This is a genomic window from Dehalococcoidia bacterium (genome assembly GCA_022451965.1).
Lineage (GTDB): Bacteria > Chloroflexota > Dehalococcoidia > Lucifugimonadales > Lucifugimonadaceae > TMED-70.
Genome location: JAKUNJ010000003.1, coordinates 192,387 through 212,367, shown reverse-complemented (window position 1 = coordinate 212,367; position 19,981 = coordinate 192,387). Strand labels below are relative to the sequence as shown.

The following is a 19,981-nucleotide window of genomic DNA, read 5'->3' as shown; positions in this document are numbered from 1 at the left end:
TTATTTAACTTATATATCTACACTAAAACCTTTATTATATCTTAAAATTAGTTCTTCACTTTCTAATAAAATATTTCCAAATTTTATATTTTCTTTGCTTACAACTCCAATATTTTCCCAATTTATATTACTTAATTGTTTTTTGATTTTATCTTCATTTTTGGGGTTATAAGAAAATATTATTCTTGATTGATCCTCGCCAAACAAAGCCCCTGCCCAGTTATTGGGGATAGATTTATTTATATTTACACCTAATTTATTTTTTTCACATGACTTAATAAGGCTAATTATTAATCCCCCTAAAGATATATCTGTTGCAGAATTAATTAGATTATTTTTTATTAAGTTTCTTATTTTATTTTGTATTTTTTCTTCAAATTCTAAATCTATCATAATTTCTCCCGAGATAGATCTATCAAAATAAGATTGGAATTCACTTCCGGATAAACCTAAATCAGATCCCCACATAGATTTACCAATTATCGCTACGTAATCTCCTTCTGAGACGAAACTTTTAGTTATGATTTTAGTTTGACTACTCATTATGCCCATTGCTCCAATGATTGGCGTGGGATTTATTGATGAATTATATCCCTCATTATATAAACTAGCATTTCCGCTTATAATTGGAATATCAAATATTTCACATGCTGAATTAAATCCTTTGAATGTTTCTATTAGTTCAAAAGCTCCCTTTGGTTTAGTTGGATCTCCGAAATTTAATCCATCAGTTAGAGATATTGCTTTCCCACCTAAAACTGAAATATTTCTGCATGCCTCTGCTATATTAATTTCAGCACCAATTTTAGGATCTAAATATGAAAACCTAGAGTTTCCATCGCAACTGAAAATAAGAAATTTATCTGTTCCTTTTACTCGTATTACTGCAGCATCTTCTCCTGGTTCTACAACGGTATTAGTTTGAACATGATGATCATATTTTTTATAAATACTTTCTTTACTAACTATATTGTTTGAATGTAATATCTCTTTTACATGATGAAGAACTAATTTTTCATCTAGGGTTTTATATTTTTCTTTAATTTCATGTTTTTCTTTTTTATTTTTGTATTTTCGAGCAATAAGTGATAGATCATACTCAGGAGGTGAAGTTAGTGCTTCAATGGAAGTTTTTGATATAAGTTTAGAACCTTGAAAAATCTCGACTTCATTACTATCTGTAAATTCTCCTATAATTGAACACCTTAGATCCCATTTACCTAAAACATCAAATATTCTTTCGAATTGATTATTTTTTACAGCTATGAGCATTCTTTCTTGAGATTCAGATAACATGATTTCGTATGGAGTCATTGAATCTTCTTTTGCAGGCACCTTTGAGATATCAATTTTAAGGCCTAGTTTTGATCTCTCAGCCATTTCTATTGCAGCACTAGTTATTCCTGCAGCTCCACAATCTTGCATTCCAACTAACTCATCAAAATTAGAAATTTCTAGACAAGCTTCAATAAGTAATTTTTCTAAAAAAGGATTACCAACTTGAACAGCGGATCTTAATTCAATTGTTTCTTCAAAATTCTGTGAGGCTAGTCCTGAAGCTCCATGAATTCCATCTCTTCCAGTTTCAGCACCAATAATTATTAGAAGATCTCCTGATTTCTCTGCCTTGGCACTCAATATTTTGTTAGAGTCTACTAAACCAACACACATAGCGTTTACTAAGGGGTTTGATTCATATGATTTATCAAAGAAGCATTCTCCACCAATATTAGGTATTCCTAAACAATTACCGTATCCTGAAATACCTTCAATTACCCCTTTGGCAATTTGTATATTTCTATTTTCTTCTAAATCACTAAATCTCAGAGAATTCAATAAAGCTATTGGCCTTGCTCCCATAGCAAAGATATCTCTAACTATGCCTCCAACTCCAGTTGCAGCTCCTTCATATGGCTCAATTGCTGAAGGATGGTTATGTGATTCAATTTTCATTACAATTGCTTTATTGGAACCTATATTAATTGCTCCTGCATTTTCTTCTCCAGCCTCTGTGATAGTAAATTCAGATTTTGATTTTATAGTTCTGAGTAATTTTTTTGTATGTTTATATCCACAATGTTCACTCCATAGGGCTCCAAAAAGACCTAATTCCAAATCATTTGGTTCTCTATCTAATTTCTCAACTATAAGATTATATTCAGACTTTGATAAAGCTAATTCTTTTAATGTTTCTTGTTTAACCATTTTTTCCTATAGTTCTTATAATTGAAGAGAATATCCCTAATCCATCGTCACTTCCAATGATTTTTTCGCAAGCCTTCTCTGGATGTGGCATCATTCCTAATATATTTCCATCTGAATTTATAATTCCAGCTATATTATTTATTGATCCATTGGGATTATATTTTTTTGATACTTCACCAAATTTAGATGAATATCTAAAAACTATTCTATCTTCATCTTCTAATTGTTTTATTATTTTATTATCTGCTTGAAAATTCCCTTCACCATGAGAAATTGGAATCTTAATAATTTCATTATTTTTATAAAGTTTTGTAAATTTAGAATTACTATTAACTTTGAGAAAAGAATTTTCACAAATAAAAGAAAGCCCTTTATTTCTTATAAGTATTCCTGGTAGTAAATTTGATTCACAAAGTATTTGAAATCCATTACAAATTCCAAGTACAGGTCCCCCAGAGTTTGCAAACTCTACTATTTTTTTCATTATTGGTGAAAAACTTGCAATTGCTCCGGTTCTCAAATAGTCCCCATATGAAAATCCACCAGGCAGAATAATGAAGTCTACATTATTTATGCTTTGATCTTTGTGCCAAATATATTCAGAAGTTATACCCAAAACATTTTGAGTCGCATATCGGGTATCAGCTTCACTCCATGTTCCAGGGAATACAGCTATGCCTATTTTCAATTGAGTTAATAATTTTTAAATTTCAATAATATGATAATTTAAATTATTAGAAGTTCTATGGCTTTTATTGGTTTTTTAAAGTAGTACGATAACTTTTTCTTTTTTTGTTAGATATTTTTTTCTTACGAATGGATGTTGGAGACTCAAAGTTTTGTCTTCTTCTTGCCTCGGAAACGATTGATTCTTGTTGGACTTTCTTTGAAAATCTTCTTAATAAGGCTTCAAAACTTTCGTCATCTTTTATTCTTACTTCTACCATATTACTCCATGTAATTTTTTTTGATTTTAATATTGTATTCCAAATAAAAAATTAATGTATTTTATTCCAGAATATTTATTGCTTTATTAAGTCTCTTTATTGAGCTTTGAACTCCAATTGCTTTCATTGTATCAAAAAGAGGTGGAGATTCTCTTCTTCCAGTTAATGCAATCCTAATTGGAAAAAATAATTGACCCGCTTTTAGATTTATTTCATCTGCTAAATTTCTAAAATTATCTTCTAAATTTTCAGGTTCAAATATTTCAATTTTTTCTATTAAGTCAATAGATTTTTTTAAACCTTTTATAATCTGTTCTTTTTGAATTTTTTTAGGCACTAATTTTTCTTTTTCAATTTCAAAATCATCGTAAAAAAAATATTTGATTAAGTATGATGATTCTCTTAAAGTTCTTAATCTTTCTTTTATTAAGGGTGTTATTTCAAATATTTTAGATTCTAACACTTCAGAGTTAACATTATCCGAAATTAAACCACCTTGTGTTAATTCTTTATTTACTTCATCAAATATTTTTTTTGATAATATATTATCGTCTAGATTCCTAATATAAGATCCATTCATCCACTCTAATTTTTCAGGGTCAAAAACTGCTGGATGACCAAGTATCCTTTCTATGCTAAACTTTTCTAGGATATCATTGAGTGTCATTATTTCTGAATTATCACCCGGTGACCAGCCAAGTAAAGCAAGAAAATTTAATACAGCTTCAGGTAAATATCCTTTTTCTTTATATTCCAAAGCAGATTCCGCTCCATGTCTTTTAGATAATTTTGATTTATCTTTTCCAAGTATTAAGGGTACATGAACGTATTTAGGTAATTCCCAATTTAGTGCATCATGAATAAGCACATGTCTTGGTGTACTTGAAATCCATTCTTCTCCTCTTATAACGTGGGATATATCCATTAATTTATCATCTATTACATGAGCTAGATGATACGTCGGCATTCCGTCTGATTTCAATATGACAAAATCATCAATTTCCTTGAGATTGAATTCTACTTTTCCTCGAATTACATCATTAAATGGTTTGGCTCCATAATCTGGAACCTTAAATCTTACAACTATTGGATTTTGATCACTATTTTTTTCTAAATATTGTGTATGAGAAATTTCTTTATACCTTCCTCTGTTATCATATCTAGGGGGTTTTTTCTCCTTAATTTGTTGTTTCCTCAAATCATCTAGCTCCTCAGGAGTTGTATCATCATAATAAGCCCAACCTGTATCAATAAGCTTATTAGAAATTTCTTTATATATTTCTTTTCTATCTGATTGATAAATTGGTCCCTCATCCCAATCAATTCCTAGCCAATCTAGACTAGATAATATAGAATTCTCAGAATTTTTATCGTACCTTGATCTGTCAGTATCTTCAATTCTTAAAATAAATTTTCCATTATTTGCTCTTGCAAATAACCAATTAAATATTGCAGTTCTAACTCCTCCAATATGTAAATTCCCAGTTGGACTTGGTGCAAAACGAACAATTACTTTTTTATCATTTTCCATTATTTTTTATCCCTTAAGAAATGCTTTAAGTCTTTTGGTAGTTCTGTTTCAAAATATAATTCTTTTTTACTTATTGGATGTAAAAAATTCAGTTTAGAACTATGTAAGAACGGTCTATCTAATTCTTTATTTTGTTTTCCGTAAAGACTATCTCCAACAACTGGATTACCAATTTCTGCCATATGTACTCTTATTTGATGTGTTCTTCCAGTAAATAATTCTACATCAATAAGTGTAAAGTTATCTAAATTTTTTAATGTTTTGTAGGTTGTTTTAGCGTATTTACCATCTATCGAAACCTTTCTTTTTAAAGGATTAATAGGATCTCTTAATATTGGAGCTTCAATAATCGCATTTGGTCTGGTTGGTTTACCATCAACTAAAGCTGTATATTGTCTTTTTATATCTCTATTTTTAATCATATTTTTTAAAATCAGATAAGATTCTTTAGATCGTGAAAATATAATTAAACCAGATGTTCCTTTATCTAATCTGTGCACTGTTCCTGGTCTTTCGATGTCTCCAACATTTTTTATTTCAGGATAATCTTGAATTATAGATCCATTTAGTGTTCCGTAGTGATTATTATTAATTCCGTGAGTAATAGTATTTTTCTCTTTATTTATAACAATGATGTCTTTATCTACATAAACATAACTTAAAGAAGGATTGATTATTTTTTTTTCAGTTATTTCAGTATCTAAAATAATTTCATTTCTTGAATTAATAATCTGAGATTTTTTTTTTGCAATAATCCCATCAACAAAACATTTATTTGCTTCAATAATTTTATTAATTTGCTCTCTGGATAAATCAGAATTTTCAGAAATAAATTTATCTAATCGAGTTTTTTGATTTGATACGAGCTTAATTTTCATCTTTATTTCTACTTAAGATCAAAGCATCCAATATGTAAATGGTTATTGCTATAGATATTGATGAATCAGCAATATTAAATATGGGCCAAAATCCTACATCTATAAAGTCATTTACATAACCAAATCTTATTCTATCTATAATATTTCCAAGTGCACCTGCAACTACAAGAGATATAAAAAGTCTCATAAATATTTTTGGTTTTTCTATAAAAATAAAATATATTGTAAAAAATAAAGCAACTAATACTGACAAAAAAAGAAGTAGTTCACCGTGTGATCTAAAAAGGCTAAATGCAGTTCCTGTATTTCTGGCATAAGTTATTCTTAATAATCCATTTTCTGGAATTGATTCACCAAGGTACATATTACTATAAACTAAATATTTAGTTATTTGATCTAGAAAAAAAATTGAGGGGAAAGTTATCCAAAATAATTTGTCTTTAAGTAGCCAAGAATTAATAAATTTTTTTTTGATTGAGTTATAATTTTTCATATATACATTATAAATTAATTCTTGGAGTTATAAGTGGAAATAGACTTAAGATCAGATACGGTTACAAAACCTTCACCCGAAATGCGAAAAGCAATGGCCAATGCTGAGGTAGGCGATGATGTATATAAAGGTGATCCTACAGTAAATAAATTAGAGGAAAAAGCAGCTGAATTGTTTGGTAAAGAAGATGCTATATTTGTTTCATCAGGGACTCAAGGCAACCTAGTTTCAGTTCTGTCTCAAGCAACTAGAGGAGACGAGATATTATTAGGTGATATATGTCATATTTTTGGATCTGAAGCTGGTGGTGTATCTGTTTTAGGAGGAGTTGTAATGTATCCTCTCAAGACAAACCCAGATGGAACGATAGATCCTAACAGAATAACTGAAGCTGTAAAACCAGACGATTATCATAAACCAAGTACAAAATTATTTGCATTTGAAAATACTCATGGGGGCGTAAGCGGTATGCCAATTTCTAAAGAATCATCAGATAAAATGGCACTAGCTGCTAAGAAAGCTGGTTTGAGAGTTCACGTTGATGGAGCGAGAATTTTTAATGCTTCAATTGCCCTAGATACTCCTGTGAAGGAGCTAACAGAACATGTTGATTCTGTAACATTTTGTCTTTCTAAAGGCCTATCATGCCCAGTAGGAAGCATAATAGTTGGAGATAAAGATCAGATACTAGAAGCAAGGAGAATCAGAAAACTTTTAGGATCTGCTATGAGACAAGTTGGTGTTTTAGCAGCATGTGGAATAGTGGCATTAGACACTATGATAGATAGGCTTGCTGAAGATCATGAAAATGCAAAAAGGCTAGCAATAGGTTTATCTGAAATTTCTAAAATTCATATAAATCCAGATAATATACATACAAATTTAGTTAAGTTTAAGGTCCCTGAAAATAAAGGTTTTGAGGTTTCAGAGAAATTAAGAGAATTAGGAATAATAATAAATGGATCCTATACTGAATTAAGAATGGTTCCTCATTATGGAATAGAATCTGATCATATTGACACCACTATTCAGTCTATGTCAAAAGTTATGAATACGGTTTAACCTGATTGCCATAATTTTTCGAATCTTTCCTTTAAATTTTTTTCAATTCCTTTTTCTTTTGGAGAATAAAAAGATCTGTTATTAATTTTTTTTGGGAAGTTATCTTTCTTAATAAAAGCATCTTTTGAATTATGGTCATAAGCATAACCATTTCCAAATCCACTTTTTTTATCAAAATCCGTTACAGCATTTATTAAGTGATTAGGAACCTCAGATATTGGATTTTCATTTACTTCATTATAAGCTTCATTTATGGCGATGTATGAAGAATTGCTTTTTTCTGATAATGAAAGATAAATAGTTGCATTAGAAAGAGGGATTCTTCCCTCAGGCATTCCAATTTTATTTACTGAATCAAAAGTTGTATTAGCAATAATCATTGCATTAGGATTTGCTAGTCCGATATCTTCTGATGCACTTATGATAAGTCTTCTAGCTATAAATAATGGATCTTCTCCATTTTTTAACATTCTTGCTAGATAATACAAAGCAGCATTTGGGTCAGATCCTCTAATAGACTTAATAAAGGCTGATATATTGTTGTAATGATTATCACTTTTTTTATCATAAATTGAATTATTTTCCAATAAATCATCAATTTTTTTATTTGTTATAGATTTTTTCCCCTTTTTTTCTTTTGTAGATAATATCGATAATTCAAGAGTATCTATTAGTTTCCTAGCATCACCATTTGAACCTAAAATAAGTCTTTCTATAGTTTCTTCACTAATTTCAATGTTTTCATAATTAAAATAAACTTTTTTATTATCCAAAATTTTTTGAATTAATTTTCTTAGACTATCTTTGGTATGTTCTTCAAACTTAAAAACTTTTACTCTAGACAAAAGAGGATTGATTATAGAAAAGCCAGGATTTTCAGTGGTTGCACCGATTAGAATTATTATTCCTTCTTCGATCAAAGGTAGTAAGGAATCTTGCTGACTTTTTGAAAATCTATGAATTTCATCTAAAAAAAGAATTGTTTTATTATTTTTTGAAGTCCTATTATTGAGTATTTCTTCTGATATTTTTCTGATTTCAGATAATCCTGAAGATACTGCTGAAAGTGATCTGAAATTAGTTCCAATTTTTTCTGAAATTATTTTAGCAAGTGTAGTTTTCCCTGTGCCGGGAGGTCCCCATAGAACCATTGAAGGAATTGTTTTACTTTCTATTAGATTTCTTAATGTTTTATTTTCACCTAAAATATGTTCTTGTCCAATAAACTCGTCATAGCTTTCTGGTCTCATTCTGGATGATAATGGAGAGTCAGATAGTAATTCTTTTCTTATATTATGTTCAAATAAAGTCATTATGATATTAATTTTTTATTCTCCTAATTTAAGTTACTATCATATTCTGAAAAAATAGTCCTTAAATCTAACAAAATCAAATCTTCTTTTTTTAATCTAAATTCATGAGATTTTTTTTTTAAAATTACTCTTTTTTTCTATCTTACGAATTGAATGAATAGTAGAAAGAGTTTATGTTTAAATTTAGCTTTTTAATTAAAACACGATAAATGGAGAATTATTCATGGCTACTCAAAGTTATAAAGAAGTAAATGCAGAGGAATACGTAGTAGATAAAGAGCCTTTCTTTATGCCTACTTCAGATGAGGTAGAAGTTTTTCAAGCTGCATATAATGAAAGAGTCCCAATTCTTCTTAAAGGCCCAACTGGAACAGGTAAAACAAGATTTGTTGAATATATGTCATGGAAAATAAATGAAAATGAAAAAAAATCTAAAGATATACCACTAATAACTGTTGCTTGTCATGAAGACTTAACTGCTAGTGATCTTGTTGGAAGATATTTACTAGATGCTAGTGGAACTAAGTGGATTGATGGCCCCTTAACAAGAGCCGTAAAGTCTGGAGGAATATGTTACTTAGACGAAGTTGTTGAAGCAAGAAAAGACACTACGGTTATTATTCATCCTTTAACAGACCATAGAAGAACCTTAAGTATAGATAAATTAGGTCAAGTTATTCAAGCAGATGATGGATTTTTACTTGTAGTTTCTTATAACCCTGGTTATCAAAACGCAGTTAAAGATCTGAAGCATTCAACAAGGCAAAGATTTGTAGCTATAGAATTTGATTTTCCTGAAGTTGAAAGAGAAACAAAAATTATTGCTCATGAAGCTGAAATAGATGAAGGTATTTCAAATCAGCTTGCTACTCTGGGTCAGAAAATAAGAAATTTACGCGAACATGGTCTTGAAGAAGGAGCAAGTACTAGACTGTTAATTTATGCTGGAAGATTAATCAAACAGGGTATTTCTCCTAAAAGAGCATGTCAAGTTGCTTTGACTTGGGGAATTACAGATGAATTCCAAATTCAAGAAACTGTAGACCAAATCGTTTCATCAATATTTGAGTAATAATTTGAGTTTAGAAAAATATAAATTATTAGAGAAAAAAATTTCTGGAAGAATATCAGATAAAAAAAAATTGGGAAAAAATAATCTAATGATTGCAGCNGTAAGTATTTTAATTGAAAAAGATAACCCTGAGTTTCCTTTGTATATGATAAAAAGAGCTAATGAAGGTAAACATGCTTTAGAATGGGCATTTCCTGGTGGTAAAACAGAACCTATAGATAGAAATTTAGAAGATACAGCTTCAAGAGAAACTAATGAGGAAATTGGTATTGAAAGATCTGATTTTACTTTATGGGGAGAACTTGATCCAGTTATGACTTTAGGCACTGGATGGTTAATTCAACCATATGTTGGAGAAGTTACTAGAATGTCTAGAATAGATATTAATGAGGATGAGGTAGAAGAAATAGCAAAGATACCTCTTTTTAAATTGATTGAAAATAATAATAAAAGGTATTTTTCTTTTACCAAAGAAGATGAAAGAATTGATTCAAGAGCATTTGTTTACGAGGATAAATTAATTTGGGGAGCATCAGCAAGAATGATAATTCAATTATCAGATTTGTTAGAAAACTAAGTTATGGAAAATATTTCAAAATTTGATCATGAAAAAATCAAAAGACTTCTAAAGGCCTATCCTGAAGAGGTTCTATTAGCATATTTAGAATCTAGAGAAATTTTAATAAATAAACTACCAGAAGAAATTTTATACCAATGGGAAAATATTGGCATTGATATAGCCAAGGATTCTGCTCGCTCTTGGGAATCATCTTTAGCCTACTATAATGCTTCTGTAAAGGTTCAGCAATATCTTCCTTCAGGTCAATTCTTAGGGTGGAGCAAAGCAGGACTAAAGCTATCAAAGGACAGTACAAAAATATCAGAATCATTTTTGAATTCTAGTCCTATGACAATGATAAGACTTAGACCAAGATATATTGATGATTGGGTCTCTAGAGTTACGAAGTTATATAAAGGTACTTGGAAATCAACTAACTTAACTTGTAAATTATTTGAATCAACTGCAAATATATTAGAAACATTATCATTTGATCAATATTGTAAACTTGTTGATTTTATTGATGTTCTTTCAAATAGATCATATGATTATGCATCAGAAATACTTGATGATTCAATTGAGATTTATAAAACAAACTTCCTTGAAATAGATGATCTTATTCATCTTTCTTTATTAATTACTGAAAAAGAATGGAGAGATATTAAACCAGTCTATGAAATTGTTGCAGAACAAATAATTAAGTTACCAAATGCAAACATAAAACTTATTTTTGATATGTGTAGGAGGATATATGGAACTGCAGGTGTAAAAATTTCTGAATTCCTAAAATTAATTATTAAGACCTTGGCTTTAGTAAGTAAAAATGATAGAGACCAGATCCTTCAGATGAATCAACAAATAGTTAATAATGTGCCATATGCGAGTATTGATTTTCTATCTAATATACCAAGATTATTAGACAATCTTGATATTGATCAATTAGATCAATGGAAATCTCAAGGCATAAGATTGGCAATAGATCAAGACACTAATACAACTCCAGCATCTCAATTCTTTAAGCTTCAGTCAAAAGAATCAAATGATTTAATTGATAGAATATCATCTAGTGTTGAATTACATAGAATTAAAGATTTAATGAAACTTTTTTGTACAGCACTTTGTGATGTTGATGTATCTATATCTGAAACATCTAAAAATGTTGAAAAGAATATTGGTTGGACTGATACTGACTTGCCAACTACCGATGGTAAAACTATATATCTTCCTAGCGTAATAAAACAGTATCCAACTAAAGATGAAAATTTTAGCTACTATAAAATTATTTCAGCTCGTCAAGCTGCTTATTCAGAATATGGAACTTTTAAGTATGATTTTAGGATTCAACCTATTAATCCCTACTCAAAGCAAATTTTTATTAAATTACTCGAACAAGTTTCTGAAATGGGAGATGAACATGCTACTAGAATAGCAAAAGTTCTTAGAGGAGCTAAACCTTTCATTGCAGACCCACAGTTTGCTGCTGAATTGTTTAATATAGTTGAAGCATACAGAATAGACGAATTGATCTTAAAAAAATATCCAGGTTTAAGAAATGAATTTAAAAAAATAAGATTAGAAACATTAAATAATAGAACAAGTGATAGAGAAAAAAGAAGAGAAATTTTCGTTGAAGAAGTGGTTAGATTTACATTAGGAAAAGGTTCTAACTTTATAGTTCCTAAAGGAACCAAAACTATTTTCACTAAAATTACAAATTATCTAAGAACCTTAACTAATTTTGATCAAAATGTTATGACTGTTGAAGACTCTATGATGGTAACAGTAAGACTTTTTGATAATATTAGAAAAATTTCAAATGAAGAGGAAAATGCACCACTTGATGAGATTGAAGAATTACCAGATATAGATGAATCAGAAGATGAATATAATGATCCAGAAACTGTTGATGAAATGATGTCTTTCTTTGGAGATATGTATGAATCGAGTATGGGAGAACAATCAGGTGAAGAAACTCAAGATCAAGAAAATATTGATCCTATGGAAGATGATTATAGCCCAGCTGATCCAGTAGAATACCAAGGAGATTTTAAGCCTGAATTAGGACAACTTCTAACTGAAATGCTAACTGTAAGTGGTGAAGAAATGCAAGGAGAAGGTGAAGAAATACAAGGGCTTACTCAAGAACAAATTGAAGAATTAGTTCAAAACTCTCCTGATCTAGAAACAAAAGAATCTGATCAAAATTCTGAACTTGATGCAACTGAGAATCAAGAACTTCTAGAAAATCTCATGAAAGAATTAAAGAATAGAGATCTAGATAACTCATCATTTACTGGCGGTGAGCCAATGCATATCGATGAAGAGGGTGGCCCATTAGAAGCAAAAGAACCAGATACTTATACATATCCAGAATGGGACTTTAGGGATGTAGAGTATAAGCCTAATTGGTGTTTGCTTCATGAAAAAAAACTACCTGATGGAGAGGCAAATTTTTATAAAGATACATTAACAGATAATTCTTCTTTGGTTTATCAAATAAAAAAACAATTTGAACTTTTTGTTCCTGAACAGTACAGAAAACAAAAACGACTAGAAGATGGAGAAGAAGCTGATTTAGATGCAGGTATAGAAGCCTTAATTGATCTTAGATCTGGAGTAACTCCAGATGAAAAAATTTACTGGAGAAGAAACAAAACTGAAAGATCTGTTGCAGTAGCTATGTTAATAGATATGTCAGCATCAACAGCTGAGGCTATTGATGATAATTCCAAATCAAATAATGATGATTGGGGAGCTCCTGATGATCCTGTTGAATACATGATATGGCTAAGATCTAGAAGAGCAGAAGGTCTTAGAAGGTCATATAAAAGAATTGTAGACGTAGAAAAAGAAGGAATTGTATTAATGGTAAATTCTCTAGAGATGCTCGGTGATGATTATGGTATCTATGGATTTTCAGGGTATGGCAGAGAAAATGTAGAATTTTATACTATTAAGGATTTAGATGAAAAATTTAATGATTCGATATCTGGGAGAATAGACAGAGTAGCTCCACTTCATGCTACAAGAATGGGTCCAGCTATAAGACATACTATAACAAAGTTAGCAAATCATGAGGCAAGATCTAGATTCATTTTCCTAATTACTGATGGAAGACCTCAAGATAGAGGTTATTCAAGAGAAGGTGTAGAAAAAGAATACGCAGTATATGACACAAGGCAAGCATTGATTGAAGCGAGACAGCAGGGAATTACTCCTTTCTGTTTGACTGTAGACAAATCTGGACATGATTACTTGAAAACTATGATGGATGATTTTTCTTATGAAGTTTTGTCTGATATTTCAATGTTACCAGCGAGGCTTCCTGAACTATATAAAAACTTAACAACTTAATCAAAAAGTCTTAATACTTTTTCTGTCCAATATCTTTCAGTGAGTACAACATCTTTAGTTTCTTTTACCACTGAGAAATAACCACTCTGATCTTCACTTAATTTTCCTATACTAATAGAAGTATTATAAATTGTGTTTGTTCCTGCCTCATCCCTAGAAATAGTTTTAATGTCAATATACGGGGCATTTAGACCTAAACCATATTGTTTATAGTCTTCTTCAAACATTAAATTTAATTTTACTGCTCCTAGTATTTCTATATTTGAATACTCTTCTAAAAAGTTTTCTATGTACATATATTCAGTTTGTTTATCTCCATTACATGGTGTTGAGGTAATAGGAACTATACATTCATGCCAACCCTCATTATTTTTTGCAAAGGCTTTATAAATTTCGGAGTTTTTTATCACCACTATTTCAATTGCTTCTTCGGGTATTAATTTTGACATCCATTTAGGATAAGGTGGTTCATTCACAAGTCTTATCAAAACCCCTTTCCAAGTAGCATCTAACATAACTAATTTATCTACACCTTCTAGATAAGCGTAATTATTTTGGTTATCAGGTGTTTCATTACCTATATATAAAGTTCTCTTATCTCCATTATTAAGATATATGGAAATTTCAGTTTGTGGATTTTCTAATCCATATTTTGATTTATCTTCAATATTTTCAGATATCGTTCTATAAAGTTTTGGTCCAGCTAAAAGATCAATTATTCCACCCCACCTATAGTTGTCAGTAGGAACATTATTCATATCATCAAAATACCAAACTCTATCGGCTCCTAAATACCAGCTAAAAGTTTTTGTATTATGAGTTATCGATATATTAGTTATATCTTGAGAAGATATTCGATAAAAAAAAGAACTTTCTTGAACATCTTTTTCTTCTCCTATATCAGACTTGTATATAAGAACACCAAATATTGAAACCCAAGCGAGTATTGTTATTAATACTAATGAGATACGTAGATTCATTTTATCTTCTTCGCCACCAACTAATAATTCCACCTATACCAATCAATGAAGGCATCAATAGCCATCCACTCCATCTTATGAAGTCTCTTTCACTTGAAGTGAGGACTAACTCTCTAAATGACTGAGTTTTAGGTCTTATAGTGATTAACTCATAATCTTTTGCTAGCCAGTTGATACTATTTATGAGTAAATCACTATTCATAGCTGACCCCGCATACTTATTTGATGCAAAATCCGTATCACCTATAACCACTAAAGAAGTTTGGGCTAAGGTACCATCTTCTTTTTCAGTAGGGAATTTTCCTAGTTCAGATATTGATTCTACAGCTAAAATTGTTGGAAATGGTCCCATTACATCCAATGAAGAATCATAAGTGATATCTTCTGTATCACTAGTTTTTTGTGACCAACTTTCTAAAGTTGTAAACGCAAGAGGAATATGTTTTATATAAGGTTCACCATTATCTGAAACAGGAACTGTATCAGGACTTATTGTAGAACCTAAAAAGGCTGAACCAGGAAAATATAGTACATCAAAATCACTAGTTATTTCATGAGGAGGAATTTGACCATTTGTTTTTTTAATTTGTAGATAATTTGGCTTAGGAGCAACAAAGCTTGCCATATCAAATATTGTTCCTTCTCCAACAGCAATACCATATTTAGAAAGGAATGCTTTTATTCCATCTGGGGTAATTTCAGGTTCAATCATTAATAATAAAGCTCCTCCTTTCCATAAATATTCCGAGATAATAGCTGACTCTTGTACAGAAATATTTGACTCTGCTCCAGCAATTACAAGTACAGCAGGAATATTATTTTCAGATAACAAAATTGCTAATTCTTGAGAGGTAGCAGATAAAACTTTATAATTTTGCGCTAATAAATCAGAATAAACTAATCCCATTCCTGAAGAGTTAGGATTGAGATCAGTTATGTCTCTCTCTCCATGTCCTGTAAGAAATATAACCTCTTTTTGTTTTAATTGATTTACAATAAGAAGTCCCGTTATTATATCTTGTTCTGTAAATACAGAGTCTGAAATGCTTGTATTTCTTCCAGGAATAATTTGAGTTCTCCTTGAATCAAGAGCTTCAACTACAATTGAGGGGAAAATATTTACACCATATTTTGCAGGTGTATTTGGATCTAATTCAGGATCAATTCTTTCGTAACTCAGATTTACCTTTTTTGATCTTCTCTTAAATTCAAGAAGTAAGTCTTCTGTCGCTCTCCAATTAGCAGCCTTAGAAGGTGTATTTGTTGCCATGAAAACGTTAATCTTAACATCTTCATTAAGATTACCAATAACTTTAACTGCTTGATCTTCTAATATAAATTGCTTTGTAGCAGTAGTATCTATTCTCAACCAATCTGGTGAGTCAGGCCTACCTGATAGCCAAAATAACAATGAATTTAAAACTATTATGAGAGTTAAGGAAGTTATAAATATTATTGAGGTATTAATACCATATCTACCTCTTCTACCAAAAATAAAAGTAAAAATATTTCTTATAGAAATCAAACCAATTATAAATAGAATAATTATTCCAATTAGCATAATCCATACACCTATTGATGAAAGGTCTCTAAAGAAAACCCACACAATAAATCCAAGAAAAAATGAAGATATAGAAGCTAATAGTAGTCCTTGTCTCAAGGATTTCATATTTTTTCTTAAGTCTGTTATAAATTTAGTGGGACTAAATTTTGTAGATTCTATTGAAGGTCTTTTATCTTTATTTATACTCATCTTATCTCCACCTTCTTGATTCTAAGATTATTATCGTTAGGAGTAGAAAAACAATTGTAACTGAAAGATAAAAAATAACATCGATTAAAGAAAATATACCTCTTGAAAAATCAGCAAAATGACCACTTTCAGAAACACCTAATGATCCTAAATCGAATACTGAAAAAGAAGCACCTAATTGTAAAAAACTTAGTATATCGCTACCAATTCCAGAAACTCTTGTTGAAATAAAATCAATTATTGTCAAGCTTGTTAATATTCCCGATCCAACTATAAGACCAACTATTTGATTTGGAGATAGAGAAGATGCGAAAAGACCTATAGCAAGAGTTGATGATGAATATAAGATTAGTCCAAATATTCCATTAAATAATGGTCCTGAGTCAGGATCACCAAATATGTAAAGCAGAATTACAAAATACATCGATAAAAATATCATTACACACACAGTTACCAAAGAAGCAAGAAATTTTCCAATTACAACCTCAGCTTCCTTAACAGGAGATGTTAAGAGAAGCTCTAATGTTCCAAGTTTTTGTTCTTCAGCTATAAGCCTCATTGTTATTGCTGGGGACATAAATATCATAAAAAATGTGGCACCAGCTAGATAACCTCTAATAGTTGCTTCTGAGAAAGCATCAGAAACAGAAGCTACAAAGAAAAAACCAGTAATTGCTAAATATGCAGCAGCAACTATATATGCCATAGGAGAAGCAAAATAAGTTTTTATTTCTTTAGATAAAATTATAAAGATATTTTTCATATATTAATTTTCTTGTGTAAGCTGTAAGAATATTTCTTCCAATGTCATGGGTAAAGGTGTTAAATTTCTTAATCCCCAACCACTGTCAACAATAACTTTAGCAATTTTTTCAGAGGAATTTTCATTAGTTTTAGCATCAACTATTATTGGGTAATAATTTTCTTTTTTTGCTTGATCTAATTGCTCTGCTCTAGAGTCTGATCTTACATCAATTACGGAATCTATATCTCTAATTTTAGAAATTACTTCTGAAGGCTTAGTACCTGAAACACCTAATTCAATTCTTTCTGTTCCTGATAATCTTTGAGAGAGATTATTTGGTTTATCATCAGCTACTATTCTTCCGTCAGAAATAACTAACACTCTTGGACAAATTGCCGAAACTTCCGGAAGTATATGAGAAGAAATTAATAGTGTATGTGATTCTCCTAATTCACTAATTAATTCTCTAGTTTCTACAACTTGAATTGGATCAATTCCTATTGTTGGTTCATCCATGATTAAAACGTCAGGTTCGTGCAAAATAGCTTGAGCTATGCCTGTTCTTTGCCTGTAACCTTTTGATAATTTCCCTATATGTGTATTTCTGTAATCACCCAATTTCACATGATCTATGACTTTATTTATTCTTTCATCTATCCATTTTTGATTCATTCCTCTGATTTTACCCATGAAACTTAAGTAATCACTTACAGTCATGTCTAAATATAAAGGAACTGTTTCAGGTAAATAACCTATGTGTCTCCTTGCTTCAAGTGAATACTTAAGAGAGTCATATCCGCTTACTGTTATATTTCCAGAAGTTGGAGGAAGATATCCAGTAATAGTTCTCATTGTAGTTGTCTTACCTGCACCATTAGGACCAAGAAATCCGACAATCTCACCCTTTAGAACTTCAAAAGATACATCTATTACAGCAGGGTAGGGGCCATAATTTTTATAGAAATGTTCAACTCTTATCAATAATCTTTTCTCTTAATGCTAATTTTTATTCTTACTAGTTTACCGAAAATTGTAAATTTACACCTTATTTTTATAATGTAATTTATAATTAATTTTATGAGTTTAGATTTAAATGAAATATACGTTGATAATGCAGCTACTACTCCAGTTTCAGAAGAAGTACTGAATGAAATGCTACCATTTTTTACAAAAAATTATGGGAATCCTTCTGGCTTATATATGTTAAGTCAAGAATCTAAAGCAGCTATAGAATTTGCTAGAGACAAAGTAGCATCTGTTATTAATTCTAAGGCCTCTGAGATTATTTTTACAAGCGGAGGAACAGAATCAAATAATTTGGCCTTAAAGGGATTTTGTAAGCCTCGAATAGAGAATGATCAAGATGAAATTATTATTTCTTCAATAGAGCATCATGCTATTATTCATCCCTCTGAACAATTAGCTAATATTGGATATAAAACCATTTATTGTAATGTTGATGATAATGGTCAAATAAAAGTTAAAGAATTTGAAAACTTAATTTCTAAAAAAACAAAATTAGTGTCAATAATTTTTGCTAATAACGAAATAGGATCAGTTCAAAATATAAAAGAATTAGTAGAAATTGTAAGAAAGAAAGAAAATGAATTTGGTAAAAAAATAATTTTTCATACTGATGCAGTTCAAGCAATAGGAAAGATAAAAATTGATGTAGTTGATCTTGATTTAGATCTTTTATCAATATCTGGACACAAATTTAATGGACCTAAAGGCGTAGGAGCTCTTTATGTAAAAGAAGATCTTTTCTTGGAACCTCTTCTAGATGGTGGAGGCCAAGAGCGGCAAAATAGATCAGGTACTGAAAATGTTCCAAGTATTGTTGGACTAGGAAAAGCTATTGAAATAGCCGAAAATAATCGAGAAAATTTTTATTCTCATACTGATAAATTAAGAAATACGTTGATAAAGAAATTAAGTGAAATTCTACCTGACCTTGTAATACACAGTTCAAGCTCAGGATTACCTAATATTTTGAACTTTTCAATTCCTAATATTCAGGGAGAACCAATATTAATTTCATTAGATTTTAAGGGTATAATGGCATCTAGTGGTTCAGCATGTTCAACTGCTTCAGTAGAACCTTCTCATGTTTTGCTAGCCAAAAATGTTGAAGAAAATTTAGCTATGGGTTCAGTTAGGATTTCTTTTGGAAGAGATAACACATTTGAAGAAGTTGAGTATATAGCTAATAGCCTCTTAGAAATATATAAAGATTTAACTTCATAACTATGAGTAAACAAAAAGATAAATTCACACTAGATTATAAAGAATTTAATGATTACAAAGAACAGATTGATATTTCTTATAATCACTTAATTGAAAATGATTATGAATATGGACCTGATTTTAAGGATAAGAACAAGAAATATTCTGTAAATAGAATTGAAAAAAGTAATGAAGTATCAAGATTTTATTTTGATTATTCTATAAATGGTTTTGATGAATTAGGCGAAGAATATGTTGAGATAGATTCTGAAAATAATATCCTAACAAGAAGAATAACTAAGTTTCCAAAGTCCAAAAGGCCAATAGTTTTGATGTTTACGACTTTATTTTCTGTTCTTTTGGCAATAATTGTAATTCCTTGGGTATTCTTAAATTCTGATAACGTAGATCCACTTTATAAATCAGGAAAAGTACTTTGGATAAAAAGTGAAAAGCCTATCTATCAAAATAAAGTTCATTATGATGGTCCTGATGCAGTTACCAATAAGCTTCTAAATTGGGAAATTGATTCAATAGATAATGAAAGACACATTGGGTTAGTTAAGCTAGAAGTTATTAATGAAACAGCTAATACAATCACTCTAAATATAGATGAAAAGTGTGCGGAATTATTATCTTCTAATGGTAAAACTTATTATCCCTCAAATACGATTATTCGAGCAAAAGAAGTATCAAATATTATAAAAGATCATGAAGTTAAAGATTTTGTTCCTCTGTGGGGTGATATAACATTAGTTCAAGGCACTCAGGTTGTTGGATATCTTATTGTAGATCTACCTAGAGATGTAACCATAAATAGACTCAGATGGGTGTCTAGTGATAGTGTTACCATAGATTATTAA

Annotated in this window: 17 protein-coding genes; 6 read left to right on the top strand and 11 right to left on the bottom strand. The window is 30.2% G+C overall.

The genetic code is table 11. From position 1 onward, the window contains the following. Window positions 1-9 precede the first annotated feature (9 nt). The 6 genes from purL to lspA all read right to left on the bottom strand — a co-directional run bounded on the left by purL (window position 10) and on the right by lspA (window position 6,054). On the bottom strand, window positions 10-2,205 hold the full coding sequence (gene purL, locus MK083_01710; GenBank protein ID MCH2673171.1) for a phosphoribosylformylglycinamidine synthase subunit PurL: 2,196 nt from the start codon (window positions 2,203-2,205) through the stop codon (window positions 10-12). Continuing rightward, entirely contained in the window at window positions 2,198-2,893 is a 696-nt protein-coding gene (gene purQ / locus MK083_01705; protein ID MCH2673170.1) for a phosphoribosylformylglycinamidine synthase subunit PurQ, read from the bottom strand. The genes purL and purQ overlap by 8 nt, the downstream gene beginning before the upstream one ends. A 64-nt stretch (window positions 2,894-2,957) precedes the next feature. Next, window positions 2,958-3,152, bottom strand: a complete 195-nt coding sequence (gene rpsU, locus MK083_01700) for a 30S ribosomal protein S21 (protein MCH2673169.1) — start codon at window positions 3,150-3,152, stop codon at window positions 2,958-2,960. A 61-nt stretch (window positions 3,153-3,213) separates the two neighbouring features. Continuing rightward, window positions 3,214-4,683, bottom strand: a complete 1,470-nt coding sequence (gene gltX, locus MK083_01695; protein ID MCH2673168.1) for a glutamate--tRNA ligase — start codon at window positions 4,681-4,683, stop codon at window positions 3,214-3,216. Then, a complete protein-coding gene (locus tag MK083_01690) occupies window positions 4,683-5,561 on the bottom strand; it encodes an RluA family pseudouridine synthase (protein ID MCH2673167.1) in 879 nt (292 codons plus the stop codon). The genes gltX and MK083_01690 overlap by 1 nt, the downstream gene beginning before the upstream one ends. Beyond that, window positions 5,551-6,054, bottom strand: a complete 504-nt coding sequence (gene lspA, locus MK083_01685) for a signal peptidase II (GenBank protein MCH2673166.1) — start codon at window positions 6,052-6,054, stop codon at window positions 5,551-5,553. The genes MK083_01690 and lspA overlap by 11 nt, the downstream gene beginning before the upstream one ends. Window positions 6,055-6,087: 33 nt before the next feature. Here lspA and ltaE point away from each other — a divergent pair, with 33 nt between their 5' ends. Further along, window positions 6,088-7,116 carry a low-specificity L-threonine aldolase gene (gene ltaE / locus MK083_01680; GenBank protein MCH2673165.1) on the top strand — a complete coding sequence of 343 codons (1,029 nt, stop codon included), beginning with the start codon at window positions 6,088-6,090 and terminating at the stop codon, window positions 7,114-7,116. On the opposite strand, the gene MK083_01675 is transcribed toward ltaE, so the two are convergent. Beyond that, a complete protein-coding gene (locus MK083_01675; protein MCH2673164.1) occupies window positions 7,113-8,429 on the bottom strand; it encodes a replication-associated recombination protein A in 1,317 nt (438 codons plus the stop codon). The genes ltaE and MK083_01675 overlap by 4 nt on opposite strands. Window positions 8,430-8,652: 223 nt before the next feature. On the opposite strand from MK083_01675, the gene MK083_01670 reads away from it, so the two are divergent. The 3 genes from MK083_01670 to MK083_01660 all read left to right on the top strand — a co-directional run bounded on the left by MK083_01670 (window position 8,653) and on the right by MK083_01660 (window position 13,414). Next, window positions 8,653-9,501 carry a CbbQ/NirQ/NorQ/GpvN family protein gene (locus tag MK083_01670; GenBank protein MCH2673163.1) on the top strand — a complete coding sequence of 283 codons (849 nt, stop codon included), beginning with the start codon at window positions 8,653-8,655 and terminating at the stop codon, window positions 9,499-9,501. Window positions 9,502-9,505: 4 nt separating this feature from the next. Beyond that, entirely contained in the window at window positions 9,506-10,078 is a 573-nt protein-coding gene (locus MK083_01665; GenBank protein MCH2673162.1) for a CoA pyrophosphatase, read from the top strand. Between the two features lie 3 nt (window positions 10,079-10,081). Then, window positions 10,082-13,414, top strand: coding sequence for a VWA domain-containing protein (locus tag MK083_01660; GenBank protein ID MCH2673161.1), 3,333 nt, complete (start codon window positions 10,082-10,084; stop codon window positions 13,412-13,414). Here the strand turns inward: MK083_01660 and MK083_01655 are convergent. The 4 genes from MK083_01655 to MK083_01640 are packed head-to-tail and all read right to left on the bottom strand — an operon-like array spanning window position 13,411 to window position 17,873. Continuing rightward, window positions 13,411-14,427: a DUF4340 domain-containing protein gene (locus MK083_01655; GenBank protein ID MCH2673160.1), complete on the bottom strand. Its 1,017-nt coding sequence runs from the start codon at window positions 14,425-14,427 to the stop codon at window positions 13,411-13,413. The genes MK083_01660 and MK083_01655 overlap by 4 nt on opposite strands. Then, window positions 14,396-16,147, bottom strand: a complete 1,752-nt coding sequence (locus tag MK083_01650; GenBank protein MCH2673159.1) for a GldG family protein — start codon at window positions 16,145-16,147, stop codon at window positions 14,396-14,398. The genes MK083_01655 and MK083_01650 overlap by 32 nt, the downstream gene beginning before the upstream one ends. Window position 16,148: 1 nt before the next feature. Beyond that, complete coding sequence (locus tag MK083_01645) at window positions 16,149-16,910, bottom strand: ABC transporter permease (protein MCH2673158.1); 762 nt, start codon at window positions 16,908-16,910, stop codon at window positions 16,149-16,151. A 3-nt stretch (window positions 16,911-16,913) separates the two neighbouring features. Then, window positions 16,914-17,873, bottom strand: a complete 960-nt coding sequence (locus tag MK083_01640) for an ABC transporter ATP-binding protein (protein MCH2673157.1) — start codon at window positions 17,871-17,873, stop codon at window positions 16,914-16,916. Window positions 17,874-17,969: 96 nt separating this feature from the next. Here MK083_01640 and MK083_01635 point away from each other — a divergent pair, with 96 nt between their 5' ends. Next, complete coding sequence (locus tag MK083_01635; GenBank protein MCH2673156.1) at window positions 17,970-19,139, top strand: cysteine desulfurase; 1,170 nt, start codon at window positions 17,970-17,972, stop codon at window positions 19,137-19,139. A 2-nt stretch (window positions 19,140-19,141) separates the two neighbouring features. Further along, window positions 19,142-19,981, top strand: a complete 840-nt coding sequence (locus MK083_01630; GenBank protein ID MCH2673155.1) for a hypothetical protein — start codon at window positions 19,142-19,144, stop codon at window positions 19,979-19,981.